This is a genomic window from Xenorhabdus sp. PB62.4, from assembly GCF_014467285.1.
In the GTDB taxonomy this organism is placed as follows: domain Bacteria; phylum Pseudomonadota; class Gammaproteobacteria; order Enterobacterales; family Enterobacteriaceae; genus Xenorhabdus.
In genome coordinates this window covers 47,999-67,208 of sequence record NZ_NKHR01000002.1, presented here as the reverse complement: position 1 = coordinate 67,208, position 19,210 = coordinate 47,999, and the positions used below count along the sequence as shown (strand labels likewise).

The 19,210-nt window shown below is 42.5% G+C and carries 17 protein-coding genes; 6 read left to right on the top strand and 11 right to left on the bottom strand.

The window, feature by feature from the left end; translation table 11 throughout:
• The first annotated feature begins 13 nt into the window (after positions 1-13).
• On the top strand, positions 14-1,144 hold the full coding sequence (gene rlmC, locus Xenpb_RS02150) for a 23S rRNA (uracil(747)-C(5))-methyltransferase RlmC (RefSeq protein ID WP_187652891.1): 1,131 nt from the start codon (positions 14-16) through the stop codon (positions 1,142-1,144).
• Positions 1,145-1,244: 100 nt separating this feature from the next.
• Here rlmC and artM read toward each other — a convergent pair whose 3' ends face one another.
• The 5 genes from artM to Xenpb_RS02125 form a co-directional block, all read right to left on the bottom strand.
• Complete coding sequence (gene artM / locus Xenpb_RS02145; RefSeq protein ID WP_187653076.1) at positions 1,245-1,913, bottom strand: arginine ABC transporter permease ArtM; 669 nt, start codon at positions 1,911-1,913, stop codon at positions 1,245-1,247.
• On the bottom strand, positions 1,913-2,629 hold the full coding sequence (gene artQ / locus Xenpb_RS02140) for an arginine ABC transporter permease ArtQ (RefSeq protein WP_187652890.1): 717 nt from the start codon (positions 2,627-2,629) through the stop codon (positions 1,913-1,915). Before artQ ends, artM begins: the two co-directional genes overlap by 1 nt.
• Before the next feature lie 11 nt (positions 2,630-2,640).
• A complete protein-coding gene (artJ, locus tag Xenpb_RS02135) occupies positions 2,641-3,378 on the bottom strand; it encodes an arginine ABC transporter substrate-binding protein (protein ID WP_187652889.1) in 738 nt (245 codons plus the stop codon).
• 33 nt (positions 3,379-3,411) lie between these two features.
• A complete protein-coding gene (gene artP / locus Xenpb_RS02130; protein ID WP_187652888.1) occupies positions 3,412-4,140 on the bottom strand; it encodes an arginine ABC transporter ATP-binding protein ArtP in 729 nt (242 codons plus the stop codon).
• 226 nt (positions 4,141-4,366) lie between these two features.
• Positions 4,367-5,269: a lysine exporter LysO family protein gene (locus Xenpb_RS02125; RefSeq protein ID WP_187652887.1), complete on the bottom strand. Its 903-nt coding sequence runs from the start codon at positions 5,267-5,269 to the stop codon at positions 4,367-4,369.
• 556 nt (positions 5,270-5,825) lie between these two features.
• Between Xenpb_RS02125 and macA the strand changes: the two genes are divergently transcribed.
• Both macA and macB read left to right on the top strand, forming a co-directional pair.
• Positions 5,826-6,977, top strand: coding sequence for a macrolide transporter subunit MacA (gene macA, locus Xenpb_RS02115; protein WP_187653074.1), 1,152 nt, complete (start codon positions 5,826-5,828; stop codon positions 6,975-6,977).
• The gene (gene macB, locus Xenpb_RS02110) at positions 6,977-8,938 is read left to right on the top strand and encodes a macrolide ABC transporter ATP-binding protein/permease MacB (protein WP_187652886.1); all 1,962 of its coding nucleotides are present in this window, start codon (positions 6,977-6,979) and stop codon (positions 8,936-8,938) included. Before macA ends, macB begins: the two co-directional genes overlap by 1 nt.
• A 100-nt stretch (positions 8,939-9,038) precedes the next feature.
• Here macB and cspD read toward each other — a convergent pair whose 3' ends face one another.
• Positions 9,039-9,269, bottom strand: coding sequence for a cold shock-like protein CspD (cspD, locus tag Xenpb_RS02105; RefSeq protein WP_187652885.1), 231 nt, complete (start codon positions 9,267-9,269; stop codon positions 9,039-9,041).
• Positions 9,270-9,595: 326 nt separating this feature from the next.
• On the opposite strand from cspD, the gene clpS reads away from it, so the two are divergent.
• Positions 9,596-9,916, top strand: a complete 321-nt coding sequence (gene clpS / locus Xenpb_RS02100) for an ATP-dependent Clp protease adapter ClpS (RefSeq protein WP_187652884.1) — start codon at positions 9,596-9,598, stop codon at positions 9,914-9,916.
• 31 nt (positions 9,917-9,947) lie between these two features.
• Positions 9,948-12,242: an ATP-dependent Clp protease ATP-binding subunit ClpA gene (gene clpA / locus Xenpb_RS02095; protein WP_187652883.1), complete on the top strand. Its 2,295-nt coding sequence runs from the start codon at positions 9,948-9,950 to the stop codon at positions 12,240-12,242.
• 124 nt (positions 12,243-12,366) lie between these two features.
• Here the strand turns inward: clpA and infA are convergent, their stop codons facing one another.
• The 5 genes from infA to trxB all read right to left on the bottom strand — a co-directional run bounded on the left by infA (position 12,367) and on the right by trxB (position 18,017).
• Positions 12,367-12,588: a translation initiation factor IF-1 gene (infA, locus tag Xenpb_RS02090; protein WP_045969938.1), complete on the bottom strand. Its 222-nt coding sequence runs from the start codon at positions 12,586-12,588 to the stop codon at positions 12,367-12,369.
• Between the two features lie 152 nt (positions 12,589-12,740).
• The gene (aat, locus tag Xenpb_RS02085; RefSeq protein WP_187652882.1) at positions 12,741-13,430 is read right to left on the bottom strand and encodes a leucyl/phenylalanyl-tRNA--protein transferase; all 690 of its coding nucleotides are present in this window, start codon (positions 13,428-13,430) and stop codon (positions 12,741-12,743) included.
• Positions 13,431-13,438: 8 nt separating this feature from the next.
• Entirely contained in the window at positions 13,439-15,181 is a 1,743-nt protein-coding gene (gene cydC / locus Xenpb_RS02080) for a cysteine/glutathione ABC transporter ATP-binding protein/permease CydC (RefSeq protein ID WP_187652881.1), read from the bottom strand.
• Positions 15,182-15,183: 2 nt separating this feature from the next.
• Positions 15,184-16,953: a cysteine/glutathione ABC transporter permease/ATP-binding protein CydD gene (gene cydD / locus Xenpb_RS02075; protein ID WP_187652880.1), complete on the bottom strand. Its 1,770-nt coding sequence runs from the start codon at positions 16,951-16,953 to the stop codon at positions 15,184-15,186.
• A gap of 104 nt (positions 16,954-17,057) precedes the next feature.
• Positions 17,058-18,017: a thioredoxin-disulfide reductase gene (gene trxB, locus Xenpb_RS02070; protein WP_187652879.1), complete on the bottom strand. Its 960-nt coding sequence runs from the start codon at positions 18,015-18,017 to the stop codon at positions 17,058-17,060.
• 631 nt (positions 18,018-18,648) lie between these two features.
• Between trxB and lrp the strand changes: the two genes are divergently transcribed.
• Complete coding sequence (gene lrp / locus Xenpb_RS02065) at positions 18,649-19,143, top strand: leucine-responsive transcriptional regulator Lrp (RefSeq protein WP_004256338.1); 495 nt, start codon at positions 18,649-18,651, stop codon at positions 19,141-19,143.
• Positions 19,144-19,210 lie beyond the last annotated feature (67 nt).

Below are 19,210 nucleotides of genomic sequence, written 5' to 3'. Positions count from 1 at the left end.
ACGGTTTTTTACAATGCAATGTGTGCAGTACACCGCGGGGCATTGTCACTCCTGCCAGTGGCTCGATAAGTCCTATTCACAGCAATTATCTGATAAACAACAACATTTAAAACAACTTTTACAGGAAACATCAGTAATACACTGGCTACCGCCAGTGACCAGCCAGACCAGTGGGTTTCGTAATAAAGCCAAGATGGTAGTGAGTGGTAGTGTTGAGCGCCCGTTGCTTGGTATGTTGCATCGCGATGGTAGAACAGTCGATCTTTGTGATTGTCCGTTGTACCCACAATATTTTCAGCCAGTATTTGATGCAATAAAAATATTTATCGCTAAAGCTGGCTTAGTTCCCTATAACGTTGAGCGTAAGAAAGGAGAATTGAAATATATTCTTCTGACGGAGAGCCGTGCCAATGGTGAAATGATGCTGCGCTTTGTTTTGCGTTCAGAAACAAAACTGGTTCAGTTAGAGCGAGCATTACCATGGTTGCAGGAACAGTTGCCACAAGTGACAGTGGTGTCCGCCAATATCCAACCGATTCATATGGCAATTTTGGAAGGCGAAAAAGAGATCATTTTCACTGAACTCAAGATGTTGAAGGAAACTTTTAACGGTATCCCGTTGTATATTCGTCCGCGTAGTTTTTTCCAGACGAATCCAGATATTGCCTCTGAGCTGTATGCAACAGCAGGGCGTTGGGTCAGGGAATTAAATATCAGTAGCATGTGGGATCTGTTTTGTGGTGCAGGTGGTTTTGGTTTGCACTGTGCAGATAAAGAAACCAAGCTGACGGGGATCGAAATCAGTGCTGAAGCTATTGATTGTGCTAAAAGTTCAGCCAAAAGCCTCGGGTTGGAACATGTGGTATTTCAGGCGCTGGATTCTACTCATTTTGCGCTTGATAAATCACAAGTACCTGATTTAGTACTGGTCAACCCGCCTCGCAGAGGTATTGGCAAAGAACTTTGTGAGTATCTTGGTCGGATGGCTCCCAAGTTTGTTCTCTATTCAAGCTGTAATGCTCAGACGATGGCAAAAGATATTGCCATGCTCAAACAATATCGAATAGAAAAAGTGCAGTTATTTGATATGTTTCCTCATACTGAACATTATGAAACATTGGCATTGTTGGTTTTTGATGTTTAGCTCTTGATATAAAGTAATCTGCTGATTTTACCTGCTTACTCCCGTGATAAATTGAGGTTATCACAGGAGTAAGCAAAACATGCGCCGATTAATCAAACAGTTAATTGCGTTGTTCAAATGATAATGCCCGCTGTTCGATCATACGCATTAGTAGTGTTAAAAGGCCATTGATACAAAGGTAAATGATACCAGCGGCAACGAATACCGTGACATCATAACTGCGACCGAATTGAAGCTGACTTTGCCCCATGATATCCAATAAAGTGATTGTGCTGGCAAGCGAAGTGCTCTTGAAAATCAGCACGACTTCATTGGAATAAGAAGAAAGCGCCCGTTTAAAAGCATAAGGTAGCAGAATGCGCATAGAATGTGCTTTGGACATACCAAGAGCCTGACAAGATTGCCACTGCCCGGCTGGAATGGCCTTAACCGCACCATAAAACAATTGGGTTGAGTAGGCAGCACTGTTCAATGCCAGTGTAACCATTGCACATAGCCACGGTTCTGACATGAGTTGCCATAACCACGGATATTCTTTTATTGATGGAAATTGTCCCGGCCCGTAGTAAATCAGAAAAAACTGAACGAGAAGAGGCGTTCCGGTAAATAGCGTGATATAGCCTTTGACCAATTGAGAGAGTACGGGCAATTTCATTGTCAGAATCATAGTCAATACAACAGACAGTATAAATGCAGTCAGTAAGGCTATGAAAGTCAGACTAAGACTGGTTTGCAGGCCCGGTAAAATATCCTTGATATACTCAAACATCATGAAGCACTCCGTTCAAAATGAGTGGTGCGCATTTCAAGTTGTTTAAGAATAAATTGGCTCACCAATGTAATTACCAGATAGATAGCCGCGGCGATCACATACCATGTAAATGGCTCCTGTGTTCGGGTTGCAATGCTTTTTGTTTGTAACATTAAATCATTAACGCTGATGAGGGAAACCAGAGCAGTATCTTTCAACAGAACCAGCCATTGATTACCGAGTCCGGGTAGGGCATGACGCCACATCTGCGGCATAATCAGACGAAAAAATATGCGGGTTTGACTTAACCCCAATGCCTGGCCTGCTTCCCACTGCCCTATCGGGATGGCTTTCAATGCTCCCCGCAGCGTTTGTGAAGCATAGGCGGAATACAATAGTGAAAGGGCGATGACGCCACAAAGGAAGGGGCTGACATCAAAGTTATCAATTTCCATCTGTATGTTGAACTGCCAGAAAACCAGGTTAACTTCAAAACCTTCTGACAACATGATGAGAAGTTGTGAACTTCCGAAATAGATGAAGAGAACGACTAAAATTTCAGGCAGCCCCCGGATCAATGTAACCCAGCAGGAGCCTAACAACGCGATAGGTTTCCAGCGTATGGATTCCCACGCGGCAAAAAGCATTGCCAGCACCAAGCCAATGATAAGTGAAGAGATGGCAAGGCCGACGGTAATTCCGGCGGCATTGATTAAAGATTGTAGTTCATTCATTGGGAGCCAGTTTATTGTTCAAACCATTTTTTATAGATGGTGTCATAAGAGCCATCTTGTTTGACTTCAGCCAGCGCTTTGTTCAGTTTGTTCAGTAACTCAGTATTACCTTTACGAACTGCAATCCCTAAACCGGTACCAAAGTAGTTTTTATCTGTTACTTTATCACCAACAGTACCTAATTTCTGGTTCTTTTTCAGCCACTCATTAACGACTGCTGTATCGCCAAACACAGCATCAATACGACCATTTTTCAGATCAAGGATTGCATTCTGGTAGCTATCATAAGGTACGGTCTTGATTTCTTTATGTTGTTCCATCAAATACTTTTGGTGTGTAGTTCCGTTCTGTATTCCGACTTGTTTACCTTTGAGATCGCCAATGTGAGCGAATTTTCCTTTGATGGCAATGAAAATGGCTGAGTTATCATAGTAGGTATGGGTGAAATCAACTTGTTTTTGGCGATCGGGCGTAATATCGATACCTGCCATCAGTGCATCAAAACGGCGAAATTTCAGGCTGGGAATGAGACTATCGAAAGATTGGTTAGTGAATGTGCACTCAGCCTGAAGCTTTGCACATATGGCATTTGCTAAATCGACATCGAATCCCTGAATCTTATTGTTTGCATCAATAAATTCAAATGGCGGGTAAGTGGCTTCTGTTGCAAAACGGAGTGCCGTTTTTTCTGCTGCGGTTGCCGATAAGGTCATTGCACTCAACAAAACTGCAAACAATAATTTTTTCATAGCCATATCCTGTTGTTCATGAAGAATGGTATATCAGTGTGATAAATAATGAGCAAAGGCTTTTGTTTGAGGCCGCATAAAATGAGTTGCGTCACCTTTTTCGATAATGTGGCCTTGTTCCATATATACAACCTGACTTGCTGTTTTACGAGCCACTTCCACTTCGTGAGTCACAATAACTTGCGTGATACCGGTTTCTGCCAACTCTTTAATAATATCAATAACCTGAGAGGTGATTTCCGGATCAAGTGCAGCAGTGGGTTCATCAAACAACAGAATTTGTGGCTCCATCATTAACGCCCTTGCAATGGCGACACGTTGTTGTTGTCCGCCAGAAAGATGCAGTGGAAAACGGTTAGCGAATTCATCTAAACGGAGACGAGAGAGAAGTTTTGCTGCCTTTTCCCGGGCTTGTTGTTTAGACAATTTCAGGACTCGACAAGGTGCTTCAATCAAATTATCCATTACGCTTAAATGTGGCCACAGGTTGTATTGTTGAAAGACCATGCCAACCTTTTGTCGTAATGCCAGAATTTCTTTGTGATTGGGTTGTTGCTTAAAATCAAACTGATGAGTTGCCACATTGAGTTGCCCAGAGCGAGGCATCTCCAGTAGGTTCAGAACACGCAGCAATGAACTTTTGCCGGCCCCGCTTGGCCCTAGCAATACGACAGTTTCTCCTGATGTACATTCAAAATTGATATCGAACAGAGCCTGATGTTTACCATAGAAACAATTTATGTTTTTTAATTGAATGCTCATGCGAAGAATATGAATAGTTAGTTATTTGTTGAGATATTAATCCTATAAGCATAACTATGCAATAATGTCTGCATAAAATTGTTGTTTTCATTAGATTAGTGACTTAACTAATCAAGTAATAGGCATTTTTTGGATTGCTTTTTTGCTCTTTATTTTACGAGTTGGATTAATTTTCATACTAAAAAGGTTTTTTTAGTCAGTTTATATGCTAAATCAAGATAGTTCTTTATTGAGTAAAAAATGCAATGAACAACGGAGTCATTAAACTCAATATAAAGCCATGAACAATGGCTGCTGGTACGATACTTACACCACCACAGCGTTGTAAGATAGGTAAGGTAAAATCGACTGAAGCCGCGCCTGTTAAACCTAATGCGGTTGAACGATAGCGGTTTATTAGCATGGGGATGAGTATAATGGAAGCCAGTTCACGAGCTAAGTCATTGAAAAATGCTGTACTGCCAAATACCGGCCCATAAGCATCGGAAATTAAAATTCCCGAAAGGGAGTACCAACCATATCCCGATGCAATGGCAAGACCTGTCTTGGTAGGTAATCCTAGCAAAAATGCAGCCAGCACACCGCCTAGCAGAGAACTGATGGCAACGACTATAGCGATAATCGTACCACGACGATTCAACAGCGTTTGCCTTAAGCTCATGCCGTTATTGCGCAGTTGAATACCAACCAAGAATAGTAGAAAAATCAATGCAACTGTACTGGCACGGTTGGAAAAATGGAACCATGACCAGCCTGTTAAGCCAATAAGAAACCCTAATATTAATGCGCCACATAACTTGACGGAATCTAACACCATATGTAATCGGGACGGTGGCTGTTCCTGTTTATGTGTATTAATAATCCACGGATCGCGTTTATCCAATAGGAAAAGCGCTAGCATATTAATAATAAAAGTGCATAGGAAAAATGTTGTTGCATACAGCAAGATAGAAAGCAAATTGCTGCCCAGATTCTCCAACATGGCGAGGTTGATGCCCATCAGAACAAGAATGGTATAAACCATGACATTGAGTAGCTTGTGTACCTGCGTGAGCAACGATTTCTTATTAAGATGAATAAGGTAGCCTAGAGTTAAAGGCAAAAGAATAATTAACAGTCCTGAATACATAATTCACATCCTTATCCAGTAAGAGAGGTTTTTTTATCTAGTTCTGATAATTAAAACCAGTCATAAGGGCTAATAAGCGTAGGGAAACAAAGTGATTACACTAAAATAACAAATAGGATAAGGATAAGCATACTGAAACTCAACGCATTTTTAATCTCTAATAGAGTGGCTGTTATAAATAAAATCAAGTAAATCCGATAGGTAAAAGGAGGAATATATGTTTCTGGGACGTGTAGAAATTTCCGGCCTTAGAGGTATAAATAGATTATCACTTTAATGAACTTGTTTTTTATCACTCTTGGGATGAAAGCTCGGCAGAACGTGGTGTCGGCGCTATCCCGTCACTTTTGAAAGAGACGTTTTCCAGCGTTTTTTGATTGGTAAGAGGGAAAATCAATTGAACGTGAAGTTTTGATGATTCAGTGCTCCAAGTTTTAGAGAAAAAATGTGTTAGATGTTTTTCTAATCGGAAATATCTAGTTGATAGGATTCGTTGATGTCATCTACAGTACATTGGTGTAACGAAGTTTTATTTTCTCATGGTGGAGCTTTGTTGATGAATCTTTTTTCTGTCAAGTCTCGTTGGATCGCAACAGTGCTTATCCTCATTGCCATTGCATCTGTATGGAGCTATTTCTTTTTCCTGCCGAAACCTGTCACATATAAAACTAATGCAGTCATAAAGGGTAACTTTGAAAGAAGTGTTTTGGCTATAGGCAAATTAGATGCAGTGAGTAAAGTTGATGTAGGTTCTCAGGTCAGCGGTCAATTGAAAGAATTGTATGTGAAATTGGGAGAAAAGATTAAAAAAGGTCAATTACTGGCGACAATTGATCCGCAGACAGCAAAAAATGCTGTAGTAGAAGCGCAAGAAACGGCAAAATCATTGCAGGCCGATCTCCGCGGTGCACAAGCAGAGCTGAAACTGGCTCAGCTTAAAATAAGCAGACAGAAAAGGTTACTTAAATTAAATGCAACATCTGCTCAGGAATTAGATGTCAGTAAAGCAGATGTGCAGTCTAAAGCTGCCAGAGTTGATAACATTAATGCACGAATTCAGCAAAATAAGGCCAAACTTGATACGGCTGAAACGAATTTGCAATACACCAATATCCTCGCCCCCATAGAAGGAATTGTGGCGGATATTAAAACATTTCAGGGACAAACTGTGATAGCCGCACAGCAAGCTCCGACTATCCTGACAATCGCAAACCTTGATACGATGATTGTTAATACAGAAGTATCAGAAGCAGATGTCATCAATCTGAAACCCGGACAAAAAGCATCATTTACTATTCTGGGAGCATCCGGAAAACAGTTTCACGGTGTCTTAGAAGATATCTTGCCAACACCGAAGGGAACGGCAAGCACACCTAATGGTGAAATGACGTATAAATCTGGCCCTGTTTTCTACTATGCTCGTTTTAAGGTTCCGAATCCTGAACATATTCTGCGTTTGCAAATGACTGCTCAAGTGAAAATAGAGCTTCAGACTCTGCATAATGTATTGATGATCCCAATTTCAGATTTAGGGAAGCAAATATCTTCTACCCGATATGAAGTTAGTGTCTTGCGTAATGGAAAAGAAGAAAAACGCGAAATTACGACAGGTGCCTTTAATAATATCAATGTTCAGGTTATTTCTGGTTTGAAGGAAAACGACCGAGTGATAAGTAGTCGCAGTGATAGTAATGTAGAGGGATCATAATGAATACGTTACTAGAACTAAAAGATGTTAGCCGCAGTTACCTCGCTGGAGAAGAACAAGTTAATGTTTTGGATAATATTTCGTTATCCATTCATGCCGGAGAAATGGTAGCGATTATCGGTGCTTCCGGTTCAGGTAAGTCAACTTTGATGAATATACTAGGCTGTTTGGATAAACCCAGTAGTGGAGAATATTGGGTTGCCGGCAGAGATACTGCCGGTTTGGATAGTAATCAGTTGGCCGAATTACGCAGAGAATACTTTGGGTTCATTTTTCAGCGTTATCATCTAATGGCTCATTTAACCGCAGAACAGAATGTTGAAATTCCGGCGATCTATTCAGGTGTTCCCAAAATGCAACGGCGTGAGCGGGCTGTTGGGTTGCTTAAAAGCCTTGGATTGGAAAATCGTATCAGTTATCGGGCAAATCAGCTTTCAGGGGGACAGCAACAGCGAGTCAGCATCGCCAGAGCACTTATGAATGGTGGGCAGGTCATTCTTGCTGATGAACCGACAGGAGCACTGGATAGTGTTTCTGGTCAGGAAATGATGGATATCTTGAAGCAACTTTGTCGGCAAGGGCATACGGTCATTATTGTTACTCATGATCCGAATATTGCAGCACAGGCTCAAAGAGTGATTGAAATTAAAGATGGGCGTATCATGAGTGATTCACATCCTTCTGAATGCGGAACACAAACATCGCCTCCTCCTTCTTCTGCGAGCATAAATTCTGTGGGGGTAAAAAACTCTTCAGTGCAACAAATTTGGGGGCGTTTTAATGAAGCATTATTGATGGCGTGGCGTGCCATGATCATCAATAAACTACGTACCTTACTGACTATGCTTGGCATTATCATTGGTATTGCTTCTGTTGTAACGATCTTGGTGATTGGTGATGCGGCAAAATTAATGGTGCTATCACATATTAAATCCATTGCAACTAATTCCATCAAGATTTATCCGGGGGGGGATTTTGGTGATGATAGTGACTTGGATAGTCAGGCACTGAAACTCACCGATATTTCAATAATAAAATCTCAACATTATGTTCAGGCAGTTTCTCCTGAATTCAGGACAAATGGGCGTTTGCGTCGAGGCAATATTGATGTGAATACATCGGTATTGGGTGTAGGAGGTGATTTTTTTCATGTATATGCCATGAAATTTATCCAAGGGATGCCTTTTACTTCAGAAATGCTTCAGCATCAGGCTCAAGTGGCTATTATTGATAACTATACTCGTAAAAAGTTATTTCCTTACCAAAATAATGTGATAGGCGAAGAGCTCATTTTAGAAAATATACCCTTGACGGTGATTGGCGTAATTGCTGATGGGCAAGAGTTTTATAGCGGTAACATATTACAAATTTGGTTGCCTTACAGTACGATGAATGGCCGTCTGATAAACAAAAGCTATTTAGATTCAATTGATGTCAGAGTGAAGAATGGCTACTCTGCCAATAAAGCGGAAGAAAAACTTAAGCAGTTATTGGCATTTCATCATGGTAAAAAAGATGTTTCTACCTACAATGTAAACAGAACAATTGAAGCAATTGATAAAACAACGCGAACCTTACAAATGTTCTTAACGTTAGTGGCGGTAATATCTTTGGTGGTTGGTGGAATTGGCGTGATGAATATCATGCTGGTATCAGTCACAGAGCGTACCCGAGAGATTGGTATTCGCATGGCAGTCGGTGCCAGAACCAGCGATATTATGCAGCAATTTCTTATTGAATCTGTCTTGGTCTGTCTAATGGGCGGCATACTGGGGATTACCCTGTCATATAGCTTATCTTTGACTGCACAGTGGATATTACCAAAATGGGACTTTGTTTATAACCCTGCTGCATTTATCGTCGCTTTTGGTTGTTCAACCGTCATTGGGATAGTTTTTGGTTTCCTGCCGGCACGAAACGCTGCTCATCTTGATCCTATAGAGGCGCTTGCAAGGGAGTAATTTGTAAGGAAGTAGCAGAGTAGTAAGTAGCAAAGGAGTAAATAGCACGCCACAAATAGGCCATTGTTTATTTGTGGCGTGGAATTACGAATTTATTGGATCACTCTTTTTTTGATTTTGAGCTTTCTTCCAAAGGTACAATAAGGCTGGCGTGGTTACCTTTCGGGCCTTGATGAACACTAAAATTCACTTTTTGCCCAGCTTTCAGCGTCCTATAACCATCCATCTGAATGGTTGAATAGTGAGCGAATATGTCATCACCCCCGCTGGTTGGGCAAATAAATCCAAAGCCCTTTGCATTATTGAACCATTTAACAGTACCTGTTTCCATACTTCTCTATCCCTCGTATCACGATTTCGGGTTTAGGAGTCACTAAAAATTTCAGGATATGAACAGACGCCCAGACAGAATGCGGTGTTCATAAAATATACTGTAGTGAAATTCATTACGCCGTCAAGCATATAAGTAACGTCAAGCTGTCTCAGATGGCTAAAGTTTGATATAGATAACGGTATCCGATTTTTAGGGGAAATCCTTATTCGGTAATCAAAGGGGGGAGGAAGCAGAGTGCTGTATGAAGTGATAAAATATATAGCAGTAGAATGAATTAGTTCATACTAAAATCCAGCGGAAAGTTAATGCCCAGCGGAAGAATAATGACTGAGTTTTATAACGATTTGAAAGTTGAAGAATTTATTGAAGATGACGCAAAACAAAAGCTACAGCCGCCATCAATGTATAAGGTCATTCTTAATAATGATGACTATACCCCTATGGAGTTTGTGGTTGACGTATTGCGAAAGTTCTTTTCTTATGATGTTGAAAAAGCAACGCAACTAATGCTGGATGTCCATCATAAAGGGAAAGCAGTTTGCGGAATTTATACGGCAGAGGTCGCAGAAACTAAAGCTGCGCAAGTGAACATGTATGCTAAGGAGCACGAGCATCCGTTACTTTGCACGCTGGAAAAAGTCTGATCTGGCTTACTGATTTTAGGAGGAGGTGCTTATGCTCAATCAAGAACTGGAGCTTAGTCTCAACATTGCTTTTGCCAAAGCAAGGGATAACAGGCATGAATTTATGACTGTAGAGCACCTGTTGCTGGCGCTATTAAGTAACACATCGGCGCGGGAAGCACTGGAGGCTTGTAAAGTCGATTTGTCGCTGTTACGCCAGGAATTGGAGAATTTTATTGCTCAAACTACCCCTTTGTTATCCGAAAATGATGACAGAGATACACAACCTACATTAAGTTTTCAGCGTGTTTTACAACGCGCTGTGTTTCACGTTCAATCCTCGGGGCGTTCAGACGTTTCCGGGGCTAATGTCTTAGTTGCTATTTTTAGTGAGCAGGAATCTCAGGCTGCTTATTTATTGCGTAAGCATGACGTCAGTCGCTTGGATGTCGTGAATTTTATTTCTCATGGAACGCGCAAAGATGAGCCGGATAACGATTCTCACCACAGTATCAATCCGGTTCAGGAAGAGCAGGTAGTGAGTGAAGATCGGTTGGAGAATTTTACAACTAATCTGAATCAATTGGCGCAAAAAGGTCAAATTGATCCCCTTGTCGGGCGTCAGAATGAATTGGAGAGAACTGTTCAGGTACTGTGCCGCCGTCGCAAGAATAACCCCCTGTTTGTGGGAGAATCTGGCGTTGGTAAGACGGCTATTGCAGAAGGGCTTGCATGGCGTATTGTACAAAATAATGTCCCTGAAGTTATGCAGGGCTGTACTATCTATTCTCTGGATATTGGATCACTGCTGGCGGGTACAAAGTACCGTGGTGACTTTGAGAAGCGCTTCAAATCCTTGTTAAAAACCTTAGAGCAAGATAGAAAAAGCATTCTCTTTATTGATGAAATCCATACTATCATTGGTGCAGGCGCTGCTTCAGGTGGACAAGTGGATGCAGCCAACCTTATTAAGCCTTTGCTGTCCAGTGGGCGTATTCGGGTAATTGGTTCGACAACTTACCATGAGTTCAGCAATATCTTCGAAAAGGATCGGGCTTTGGCTCGTCGGTTTCAGAAGATTGATATTGCTGAACCTTCGCCAGAGGAAACAGTGCAAATTATCAATGGCTTGCGAGCTAAATATGAGGCACATCACGATGTCCGTTATACGGCAAAAGCAATTCGTGCAGCAGTTGAGCTATCGGTGAAATACATTACTGATCGCCATTTGCCGGACAAGGCCATTGATGTTATTGATGAAGCCGGTGCCAGAACAAGGTTAGTTCCGTCCAGCCGCCGTAAGAAAACGATCAATGTTTCTGATATTGAATCCGTTGTTGCCCGCATAGCCCGTATCCCGGAAAAAACGGTGTCGGCGAGTGATAAAGACGTACTGAGAACAATGGATGATCGTTTGAAAATGTTGGTCTTCGGCCAAGATCGCGCCATTGGGGCTTTGACGGAAGCCATTAAAATGAGTCGTGCTGGATTGGGTCAGGAGTATAAACCAGTCGGGTCTTTCCTATTTGCAGGGCCGACGGGTGTCGGTAAAACGGAAGTGACAGTCCAACTTGCTAAAGTATTGAATGTCAAATTACTGCGGTTCGATATGTCGGAATATATGGAGCGCCATACTGTTAGCCGTTTAATTGGCGCACCACCAGGTTATGTGGGGTATGATCAGGGAGGGTTATTAACTGATGCGATTATCAAACATCCTCATTCTGTATTACTTCTGGATGAGATTGAAAAAGCCCATCCCGATGTCTTTAACTTATTGTTACAGGTTATGGATAACGGGACATTGACCGACAATAATGGCCGCAAAGCTGATTTTCGCAATGTTATTTTGGTGATGACAACTAATGCAGGGGTACGTGAGACACAGCGTAAATCCATTGGTTTCACAGAACAAGATAACAGCACAGATGGAATGGAAGAGATTAAACGGATTTTCACACCTGAATTCCGTAATCGTCTTGATGGCATCATTTGGTTTGATGCACTCTCTTCTGAGGTTATTCAGCAAGTCGTTGATAAATTTATCGTCGAATTACAAGCCCAACTGGATGAAAAAGGTGTTTCTCTGGAAATCAGTGCAGACGCTCGTCAGTGGCTATGTAACAAAGGTTACGATAAAGCTATGGGAGCACGCCCTATGGCTCGAGTGATTCAGGATAACCTCAAAAAACCATTGGCGAATGAATTATTATTTGGTTCTTTGGTACATGGAGGCTCGGTCAGTATTAAGCTTGATAAGGCTAAACAAGCATTAATATATGATTTTAAGGATGCCAAAAGGTCTAATAAGTCAAATAATAAGAAATCAGAAGATGCTGTATTGTAAGTGAGTGATTACTGTAGTTAGTGATTACTATAAATAGTGATAAAGGCTGGCGATAAAAACTGAAAGCCACACCACAGGTGGATGCTGAAAATACTATCCCCTGTGGTGTTAAAAGGTATCTTAATCAGCGACTACGGAAAGTAATACGGCCTTTTTCAGGGTCATATGTAGTTAGCTCGACTGTGACCTTGTCTCCAGTCAGGATGCGGATATAGTTCTTCCGCATTTTTCCTGAAATGTGGGCGGTAACAACGTGTCCGTTGTCTAATTCAACACGAAACACAGTATTCGGCAGTGTTTCTAATACAGTACCTTGCATTTCAAAATTAGTGTCTTCTTTGGCCATCTAATCCTCTAAGTAACAACCATAGTTTTTAATCGGCAAGATAATGCCGAAAAACCATCATTATGTAAAGGAATGTCGTATTTTAAACCATCATTTCATGTATGACGATAATGACATTCCCGCCGTGAACAGCATAAATCCCTAAGTGATGATTATAAATCCAGCTCTTGTTTAGACCAGCAGTCCGGTTGTAATGACTGCTCTCTCAATTGATAAAGATGCTGAAGAAATTCTTCCCTTGGAATATTTTTGGCGCCCAATGATTCTGTATGGTGATTTAATACCTGACAGTCAAACAATCGGCCACCATGATGTAGAAAGTGGTGATAGAATGCGACAAACGCACACTTAGATGCGTTCTCCATTCTGCTAAACATAGATTCACCGCAAAATAGTGTCCCTATACCAACACCGTATAGACCACCTACAAGTTGGCGATCATGCCAAACCTCAATTGAATGAGCCAAACCTTCATGATGCAGTGCTTGATAACCTCGCAAAACATCTGGCCCTATCCAAGTGCCTTCTTGTCGTTGTGCACAATGATATATCACTTCATCGAAAGCATAGTTTACCGTAATTTGGTAAGTATGTTTGCGAATAAACCGAAGAAGTGTTCGGCCCGTATGCAGTTCCCCGGGAATTAATACTGCCCGAGGGTCGGGAGACCACCACAAAGGAGGCTCATTGGGCGAATACCACGGGAAAATGCCTTCATGATACGCCACTCTTAAGCGTTCTGCACTAAGATCTCCTCCAAATGCCAGTAAACCATTAGGTTCAGCCATCGCATTGGTTGGATGGGGAAATTCATATGAATTATCGAGTTGAGCTATCAACATAAAATGAATCACTCCTGCGTAGGATAGCTCTGACGCTGATAAAACTGATAATACCGTCCCTGTTGGGCAAGTAGCACATCATGTTTGCCTTGCTCAATAATACGTCCTCCATCCATAACACAGATCTGATCCATATGCTGCAAGCCTGTCAGTCGGTGAGTCACGATAATCAGTGTCTTGTGCTGGCAACTACGGTGTAACAATGACAAAATCTGTTGTTCAGTATCAGAATCGAGTCCTTCGGTTGGCTCATCTAGAAGCATTAAAGGGGCATTGTGCAGTAACGCTCTGGCAATACCTAAACGGCGCTGTTCTCCGCCGGAAAGTTGGCGACCGCCTTCACCCATCCAACAGTTTAGCTTCTTATCATTGCCTAGCAAGTTCTCCAAGCCCACTTGTTGTAATACGGTTTCTAATTCATCATCGCTGGCATCGGGTTTTGCTAATAAAAGATTCTCACGTAAAGTGTGGCTGAACACATGTATACGTTGGGGAACGATGGACATCATTGAGCGAAGTGTTGCTTCATCATAGTCGGAAATGGGATGCTGGTTGAGTTGAATTTCACCATTATTAACGTCCCATGCGCGAGTTATTAACTGTAAAAGCGTCGATTTACCACATCCGGTCTTTCCTAATAAAGCAACATGCTCTCCTGATGCCAGAGATAAAGAAATATCTTTTAATACAGGCTGAGGTTGGCCCGGGTAGGTGAAATCAAGATTTTTTATCTCAAGGCTGAGAGCGCTATTTGCCTGTGGTCCGTGATCAGGGAAAGTCACTTCCGGTTCTTGGTGCATTAATTGAGAAACACGAGTTGCAGATGCAATAACCTGTCCCATGTGCTGGAATGCTATAGTGACTGGCCCAAGAGCTTCAAAAGCAGCAAGGGCACAGAAGGTAAATAGCGCTATTAACGCACCCGGTTGACTATTTTCTCCAACACCTGCTGCGGCGAGCCAAAGTATCAGTGTTACAGTCATGCCCGTAGAAAAAATCATGATGGCTTGTGAAAGCCCTGTCAAATTAGCCTGTTTTTGTTGGCTTTTCAGCCAATCACCTTCAATCGCCGTCATGGATTGACGAAAACGCTTAAGTGCGCCAAATACAGTTAATTCAGCTTGTCCCTGCAAAGCGCTGGTGAGTAATGTACGATATTGAGCGCGCTGTAGAGTAATATTTCTGCCGTAGGGTTTCCCTGCCTGGAAAAACACGAAAGGCAAGATCAATAGCAGCCCCAACATAATGCCACCGAGAGTATAGGCAAGGGTAATATCAAGGAACCCTAAGCCAAACGTTAGTACTACAATCACAACAAATGCGGCAAGAACAGGGGAGATAACCCGCAGATAGAGGTGATCCAATGTTTCGACATCGGCAACGAGTCTGTTTAACAACTCACCTTGACGGAAGCGGGCAATGCCTCCCGGAGAAAGCGGCAAAATTTTCTGAAAAGCAAAAACACGTAAATGAGCTAATACACGGAATGTTGCATCGTGACTGACAAGTCGTTCAGCATAACGACCAGCAGTGCGGAAAATGGCAGCACCACGCACACCTGCGGCAGGCAGCATATAGTTAAACGTATATAACCCTGCGAATCCGGCTAAGGCAGTGCCGGCAAGAAACCAACCTGAAAGTGTCAGCAGTCCGATGCTGGCGAGCAGAGTCACAATCGCCAAGATCATACCTAAGCTAATGAGAAACCAGTGGCGGCGGTATAATGCGAGAAATGGGAATAATACGCGCATGATTATAGCTCCACACTACGATGAGACAGCAGACGAGAAAATGCACCTTGAGACTGGCTTAGACTCTGATATTCACCTTTCTCAATCAATAACCCATTTTCCATTACCCAAATTTGATCATATGTCAGCGTTTCTTCTAGCAAGTGAGTAATCAGTAATGTGGTTTGCTGGTAAGAGGCTTGGTTTAAAGCCGTCATCACACGCTGTTCGCTATGGGCATCAAGACTGGCGGCGGGTTCATCTAATAACAGTAATTGGCAGGGATTTAATAATGCTCGGGCTACGGCGATACGCTGAGCCTGCCCGACAGACAGACGAGCAGCATTGTCCCCAATGACCGTATTGATTCCATCAGGCAGATTGCGGACAAATTCACTGACATAAGCTCTTTCCATCACATCATGGATTTGTTCCTGCGTGGCATCATATTGACCAAGACGAATATTATCGAGCACAGTTTGTTCTGGTAAATGTGGATTTTGCCCAACCCAACTCAGACATTCGCGCCATTTAGTGAGATTGAGTTCGCGTAGCTCAATGCCATTGATTTTGAGGGAGCCACGATAAGGTAGAAAACCCAGTAGTACATTGATCAATGAGCTTTTACCTGCACCACTTTTTCCGACCAAGGCAATCCGCTGGTGTTTATCCATCGTAAAATTCAACGGGCCGGCAAGGCGATGACCATCGTGGGACAGTATCTCCAGTTCACAGGCTTCAATAGCGACGGATTCTTTATCTGTTAGTGTTTCTTCGCCACTGGTTGCCGCTTGTTCTCCATCACTACTGAGCAAAGTGAAAAGCGATTCTGCTGCTCCGACTGCCTGCGCTTTTGCATGATAAAACGTTCCTAAGTCACGTAGGGGTTGGAAAAATTCAGGAGCAAGGATTAAAGCGAGGAAGCCGGCAAACAACGTAACTCCCATTCCGTAGCTGCCAAAGTGTAATTCTCCCAAATAGGAAAAACCAAAATAGACGGCAACAACGGCAATGGAAACTGCGGCAAAGAACTCCAATACAGCCGAAGACAGGAATGCCATGCGCAGTACTTCCATCGTTCTGTGACGGAAATTCTCTGTTGACTCTGCGATCTGCTTAACTTCGGCTTCCCCTCGATGGAACAGGCGCAACGTTTCCAGACCTCGTAAACGATCGAGGAAATTACCACTTAATCGGTTAAGGGCAACAAAATTACGTCGGTTGGCATCAGCGGCACCTAACCCTACCAACGCCATAAACAGAGGAATTAAGGGGGCAGTGACCAGCAAGATTAATCCTGCGGCCCAATTAATCGGAAATAGGGTAACCAGAATTAAAATGGGGATTATGGTAGCAAGAACCATCTGAGGCAGATAGCGGGAATAAAAATCCTGCATATCTTCGATTTGTTCCAGAATAATCGTTGCCCAGCTTCCCGCTGGCTTTCCTTTCACCCATACAGGCCCTAACTGCTCCAGTTTATCCAACACCATATTTCGGATTTGTTGGCGCACAACTTTGCCACAAATAAACCCGACACGTTCCCGAATAGCATTGACGATTGCCCGCAATGTGAAAGTGGCGGCTAGCATCAGAAACTGATTGATGAGATTTTCGCGGGGAACATTGTCCATAATCAGGGCCTGGAGGATGGAAGCCAGGAGCCAGGCTTGCGAGATAATCAATAATCCGCTGATTAGGCCGAGTAGCATGGATAGACGAAGCCACCGACGGGCAGGGGCACTCTGCTGCCTTAGCCATCGAACAAGTTCAGTTTGTCTTGTTTTGTCCATAAGAAAAACTTCTGATTAGCAGGTAGTGATACGGAATACCAAAACAAGCTTTATGTTGCTTGTTAAAAAGCGCTACCGAAATAGCGCTTCTAAGGAAAAATGGATTATTTGGTTGCCAATCCATCAAGGAAACGTTCTGCATCCAATGCCGCCATACAACCAGTACCTGCTGAAGTAATGGCCTGACGATACACGTGATCCATAACATCTCCGGCGGCAAAAATCCCGGGAATAGAGGTTTGGGTAGCATTTCCATGCAATCCGGATTGCACTTTGATGTATCCATTCTCAAGATCAAGCTGACCGTCAAAGATGCTTGTATTCGGGCTGTGGCCGATAGCAATGAAAACACCGGTTACATCCAGTTCTTCGGTATTGTCACTTTTCGTATCACGAATGCGGATACCTGTCACACCCATGTCGTCGCCCAGAACTTCGTCCAGAGTTCGATCGGTATGCAGGATAATATTGCCGTTCTTGACTTTTTCCATCAGGCGGTCAATCAGTATTTTCTCTGAACGGAAAGAGTCACGGCGGTGAATCAGATGAACTTCAGAAGCAATGTTCGCTAAATACAGCGCTTCTTCAACCGCAGTATTACCACCACCAACTACAGCAACTTTCTGTTTACGATAGAAAAAACCATCACATGTTGCACAAGCAGATACGCCCCGACCTTTGAAATTTTCTTCGGAAGGCAATCCGAGGTAACGGGCAGAAGCACCTGTCGCGATGATCAAAGCATCACAGGTATATTCCTGATCATCTCCATATAAACGGAATGGCCTGTTTGAGAAATCCACTTTCTGAATATGGTCAGAAATGATTTCAGTTTGAAACTTTTCAGCATGTTGGAACATACGCTCCATCAGGCCTGGGCCAGTCAGCCCTTCAGGATCACCGGGCCAGTTTTCAACCTCAGTCGTGGTGGTCAATTGGCCGCCTTTTTCGACCCCAGTAATGAGAACAGGGTTTAAATTAGCGCGGGCTGCGTAAACAGCAGCGGTATAACCAGCAGGACCTGAGCCAAGAATGATAAGTTTACTGTGTTTGGCTGTGCTCATGAATACCTCATTTCCATTATCGCATGTTGCGGATTTAGGGATTGTAGGAGAAATAATAAGTTAAAAAAAGCGATTCTCAGATAAAATATTCATGTTATTAACGATCTTACCGATAGATAGTAACTATGATGTAAGCGAAATGTAAGAAGAGATTATGCAATCTTCTGAATTGAACATCATTTATACGTTTAGGGCCTGAAATGAGCTATTAAAAGGATTTACTGAAAATTTGTTTGGTAGGTTGTTCTGATTTTTGCTCATTTACTTTGACAATCGGCTGTGCATTTGCGAAAACATCTGCGTAAGAGATAATTATCTACCTCGCTAATCAATTGTTTCTATAGAATAGACAAATTGGTGTGGGTGATTTTCTCATAGAATATAAAAATTGCCGTTAAGCTGCTTTCTAAAAGACACAGTGTTTTAGGAGATAATATTCTGGGAAATGGTGATTTGGTAGTCGTGTATGAGTCAGACGGTGATAGAAAATCATATTCCGGGATATTGCAGTAGGCCTTAAACCTTGGTTATAGATTGAGCTTTAGCCTTTGAAGACATCTTTTCCAGCTCAGTTGCTTGAAAGAGATAGGGAAAAGTTATGGGTGTAGGAATATAAAGAGAGAGCAATAAGATGATTGATAATAAGAAGCGTCCGGGAAAAGATCTTGATCGTATAGATCGTAATATCCTTAACGAGTTGCAAAAAGACGGCCGTATTTCTAACGTGGAGTTATCCAAGCGAGTTGGTTTATCACCAACGCCTTGTCTGGAGCGTGTACGTCGCTTGGAGCGTCAGGGCTTTATCTCTGGCTACACAGCTTTGCTGAATCCTCATTATCTGGATGCATCATTGCTGGTATTCGTTGAAATTACACTTAACCGTGGTGCAGCAGATGTATTTGAACAATTCAATACTGCTGTCCAGAAACTAGAAGAAATCCAAGAATGTCATTTAGTTTCTGGTGATTTTGACTACTTGCTGAAAACACGTGTGCCAGATATGTCCGCATATCGTAAATTGCTCGGCGAAACTCTGTTGCGTCTTCCTGGTGTTAACGATACTCGTACTTATGTTGTTATGGAAGAAGTGAAACAGAGTAACCGTCTGGTGATTAAGACTCGTTAAGCTTTTACCTAATTTAATGAGGTACAGATGCAAAACAGGAAAAACTTAGGTACACTCCTGTTTATGT

Bases quoted from the DNA above. Each gene is read 5' to 3' on its own strand.
- rlmC (WP_187652891.1), top strand. From the start codon at position 14: ATGCAATGTGTGCAGTACACCGCGGGGCATTGTCACTCCTGCCAGTGG.
- artM (WP_187653076.1), bottom strand. From the start codon at position 1,913: ATGTTTGAGTATATCAAGGATATTTTACCGGGCCTGCAAACCAGTCTT.
- artQ (WP_187652890.1), bottom strand. From the start codon at position 2,629: ATGAATGAACTACAATCTTTAATCAATGCCGCCGGAATTACCGTCGGC.
- artJ (WP_187652889.1), bottom strand. From the start codon at position 3,378: ATGAAAAAATTATTGTTTGCAGTTTTGTTGAGTGCAATGACCTTATCG.
- artP (WP_187652888.1), bottom strand. From the start codon at position 4,140: ATGAGCATTCAATTAAAAAACATAAATTGTTTCTATGGTAAACATCAG.
- Xenpb_RS02125 (WP_187652887.1), bottom strand. From the start codon at position 5,269: ATGTATTCAGGACTGTTAATTATTCTTTTGCCTTTAACTCTAGGCTAC.
- macA (WP_187653074.1), top strand. From the start codon at position 5,826: ATGAATCTTTTTTCTGTCAAGTCTCGTTGGATCGCAACAGTGCTTATC.
- macB (WP_187652886.1), top strand. From the start codon at position 6,977: ATGAATACGTTACTAGAACTAAAAGATGTTAGCCGCAGTTACCTCGCT.
- cspD (WP_187652885.1), bottom strand. From the start codon at position 9,269: ATGGAAACAGGTACTGTTAAATGGTTCAATAATGCAAAGGGCTTTGGA.
- clpS (WP_187652884.1), top strand. From the start codon at position 9,596: ATGACTGAGTTTTATAACGATTTGAAAGTTGAAGAATTTATTGAAGAT.
- clpA (WP_187652883.1), top strand. From the start codon at position 9,948: ATGCTCAATCAAGAACTGGAGCTTAGTCTCAACATTGCTTTTGCCAAA.
- infA (WP_045969938.1), bottom strand. From the start codon at position 12,588: ATGGCCAAAGAAGACACTAATTTTGAAATGCAAGGTACTGTATTAGAA.
- aat (WP_187652882.1), bottom strand. From the start codon at position 13,430: ATGTTGATAGCTCAACTCGATAATTCATATGAATTTCCCCATCCAACC.
- cydC (WP_187652881.1), bottom strand. From the start codon at position 15,181: ATGCGCGTATTATTCCCATTTCTCGCATTATACCGCCGCCACTGGTTT.
- cydD (WP_187652880.1), bottom strand. From the start codon at position 16,953: ATGGACAAAACAAGACAAACTGAACTTGTTCGATGGCTAAGGCAGCAG.
- trxB (WP_187652879.1), bottom strand. From the start codon at position 18,017: ATGAGCACAGCCAAACACAGTAAACTTATCATTCTTGGCTCAGGTCCT.
- lrp (WP_004256338.1), top strand. From the start codon at position 18,649: ATGATTGATAATAAGAAGCGTCCGGGAAAAGATCTTGATCGTATAGAT.